Genomic DNA, 2,256 nt, shown 5'->3' on the forward strand with positions numbered 1-2,256 from the left:
GTAGTAGCGCGCACCGGGGTATCCCTCGGCATACTTGTTGGTGAAAATCGACCCGGTCGCTTCCAACACCGCCGCGGAGGCAAAGTTCTCGGAGGCGATAAGTTTGAGCGTTGTCCGCTCCTGGCGCTCCTGTTTTAGAAGCAGTTCGTGAACGCGGCAATCGACCGCTGCCAGGCTAGCCTGTCTGTTGGTGTCGGGGCGCGCGATGGCGCCGACGGCGGAGTTGTCCATGGTAGTCGCGCTCCAGTTGGTTTGATCTATTCCACGATCAAGCAGCAGTCCCGTTGGACCACGCTTCTTGAACCGCCTCGAGCCGCTCCAGGTCCCGCTTATGATACTCATCGTCGTGGGGCAGGAGATCGACCAACAATTGAGCCAGCCCGCCATCCCTGCCTCCTGTCTGCAGATGGTACGAAGACTGCGGACGTTGTTCGTTGCAGCAAAGAAAGTTGGCTCTGGTGAGCACCCTCACGTGTCGCACAACTTGCTCGCGACGCAGACCCAGAACTTCCGCCAGCCCGCAGATCGTTAGGTCCGCATGTGCGCAAAGGCCCAGAATTCGAAGACGATCAAGATGCGCTGTCGTCTGCAGGCGGCTGACCAGTGTCTTCATTCTTCAGCAGCCCGTAAAAAGACTGAATACTCGTCCTGCTGACTGTGTCATTTGGCGTTCTCCGCAAAGGGTGTACTTGTTTTAAGCTGCGATAGCGGTGTTCTACACAATTGCCTTGAATGGGCCGTGAGGCGACGATCATCTCTTGGGTAGCGCCACCTGCGGCTTTCAGAGCCGAATGAGCGCTCCTCTTGCCCTTGGTTGTTATTACCGATGTTGGTTCCATGCGGCGGCCCGGGGCGTACATCGGTATAAGCTCTTTCAGCCGTGCCTGACCTCAGACCTTCCGGAAAACGTACCATCGTCAGGGGTTTGCGCTCGCAAAGTTTCCGTAAAATTTTTTGCAGGTTTTGTTGCAACGACCGAAATCTCTCAAGATTGTTCGAGATGACATGGGCTTGCAGGGCAATTGCCATTCAGCCTGATCTGGGCATGCTATGGCACGGCTGCTTCACGCTCCATCGACCGGACGATCCGGCAGCGCGCGGAAAGCCTGCTCCAACGCCGAATTAGGCACAGCGATCGCGGTCGGGAGATCGAGATGCTTGAGAGCGTGTGATGCGCCACTCGCATTGCCCAGCTCGATGGCTTCACCCACGGGCGTACACCCTCTACCAGATGCGCGACGATCCGGTCGGTGATCGTCGCGTAAATGTCCACGCTAGATCTGTTCTCTTTCCTGTCCATGACCAGAACCTCCATTCGAGCCGGCGACAATCGCGGCCGTCACGAGGTCCGACAGCGCAGGACCGCAGATCCGCGAACCTGGTCGAGGTTCAATCGGAGGAGGAGAAATCTCGCAGCCGGGCCGCAACGTCAGTGGAGGACGGCGAACCCGTTACGCCGGGCGAGGACCGCAAGCAGGACCAACATTCGTGACGGCCGCGATCGGCGCGGCCAAACAACGAGATCTCCTTCTCTTTCAAGGATCCGAAGCCGGATACATTGCGACATGCAAAAGGCCGGCCCCCGGAGGGAGCCCGCCTGTCGAATTGTGAAAAGGGGAAACCGAAGTTCCGCCCAGTGGCAGTTAGCCCAGAGCCGCCATCTGGAGATCGGCCGCCTGCCGGCTGACGCTCTGGCCGGGGTTCTCGGTCTGGCGTTCGTAAGGCTTCCAGCCTTCACCAACGACGTGCTCGTAGGCGGCGACGGCGCCCTCGGCCGCCATGCGCAGCGCATGTGCCTGCAGGCCCATTTCGGCGGCGAATTCCCGCTTGCGCTGGCCCTTGCTGTCGAAGCCGACCGGTCCGTTAATATCCTCGTCGCGGGTGTCATTGGCGAGCTTGGCCGTGGCGTCCTTCGCTTCGGTGACGGCCTTCGAGTAGAACTGGCCTGCTCCAAAGGCCGAACCGACATGCGAGCCGACGATCCTTTGCAGGGGGATCTGCATGGCCTTTTCGGAAAGGCCCTCGGCGAGCGTATCGGCGCTTTCGATCAGGCTGCGCTCATGGAATTCACGGATGCCGTCGCCGTCGAGGACGGAGAGGCCGAAGCTTTCGGAAATGAGGGTCGCCTGGTGGCCATCCGGCAGCTGAGCCGGACCATTTCGAGGGTGGTGCCCTTGCGAAGCTGGGCGACGCGGGCCTTGGTCTTGGTGGAGCGGTTGAACTGGACATTGAGCTTTCCTTTCTAGCGATGCCCTT

3 protein-coding genes and 3 pseudogenes are annotated in these 2,256 nt (G+C 59.9%); all 6 read right to left on the reverse strand.

Features of this window, described 5'->3' with window-relative positions:
- A pseudogene (gene glyA / locus EOA33_RS32810) lies at positions 1-231 on the reverse strand (serine hydroxymethyltransferase); the annotation flags it as partial.
- Positions 232-268: 37 nt separating this feature from the next.
- Positions 269-613, reverse strand: coding sequence for an ArsR family transcriptional regulator (locus EOA33_RS32815; protein WP_127407511.1), 345 nt, complete (start codon positions 611-613; stop codon positions 269-271).
- 47 nt (positions 614-660) lie between these two features.
- Positions 661-1,029, reverse strand: coding sequence for a hypothetical protein (locus EOA33_RS32820; RefSeq protein WP_127407512.1), 369 nt, complete (start codon positions 1,027-1,029; stop codon positions 661-663).
- A 35-nt stretch (positions 1,030-1,064) separates the two neighbouring features.
- Complete coding sequence (locus EOA33_RS39455) at positions 1,065-1,211, reverse strand: hypothetical protein (RefSeq protein WP_190234447.1); 147 nt, start codon at positions 1,209-1,211, stop codon at positions 1,065-1,067.
- Positions 1,187-1,300 (reverse strand): annotated as a pseudogene (locus EOA33_RS41070) (antirestriction protein ArdC); the annotation flags it as partial. The pseudogene EOA33_RS41070 and the gene EOA33_RS39455, both read right to left, overlap by 25 nt.
- Before the next feature lie 343 nt (positions 1,301-1,643).
- Positions 1,644-2,215 (reverse strand): annotated as a pseudogene (locus tag EOA33_RS32830) (hypothetical protein); the annotation flags it as partial.
- Positions 2,216-2,256 lie beyond the last annotated feature (41 nt).

Origin of the sequence: Mesorhizobium sp. M4A.F.Ca.ET.050.02.1.1, assembly GCF_003997725.1 — a bacterium.
Taxonomy (GTDB): domain Bacteria; phylum Pseudomonadota; class Alphaproteobacteria; order Rhizobiales; family Rhizobiaceae; genus Mesorhizobium.

Coding starts and splice junctions, on each gene's coding strand:
- EOA33_RS32820 (WP_127407512.1), bottom strand. CDS start 1,029: ATGGCAATTGCCCTGCAAGCCCATGTCATCTCGAACAATCTTGAGAGA.
- EOA33_RS32815 (WP_127407511.1), bottom strand. CDS start 613: ATGAAGACACTGGTCAGCCGCCTGCAGACGACAGCGCATCTTGATCGT.